Origin of the sequence: Pseudomonas sp. 2995-1, assembly GCF_002742505.1 — a bacterium.
GTDB classification, from domain to species: domain Bacteria; phylum Pseudomonadota; class Gammaproteobacteria; order Pseudomonadales; family Pseudomonadaceae; genus Aquipseudomonas; species Aquipseudomonas sivasensis.
Genome location: NZ_LJSA01000102.1, coordinates 1 through 248, shown reverse-complemented (window position 1 = coordinate 248; position 248 = coordinate 1). Strand labels below are relative to the sequence as shown.

At 34.7% G+C, this 248-nt stretch carries 1 pseudogene; it reads right to left on the bottom strand.

Annotated elements, in window-relative coordinates:
• A pseudogene (locus AOA61_RS30770) lies at positions 1–248 on the bottom strand (hypothetical protein); the annotation flags it as partial.

Sequence of the window (248 nt, the reverse complement as noted above, 5' to 3'; positions counted from 1 at the left end):
CATTTATACCAGGAAGGCTTACATTTAAAATATGTGGTAAATAATACAAATTACTTCCATTAAAAAGATATTCGATGCCCTCTTCTTTGAATATTGAAAGTATTTTATCACGATATGCTTTATAGGTTTCCCGTCTAACTGTCTGTTCCTCTAATGCTATTTCTACAGCCTTTTTAAAACCTGTTACTGCTGCAACATTCTCTGTTCCTGCACGGCGTTTCCTTTCTTGTTCACCACCATGAAAAAGT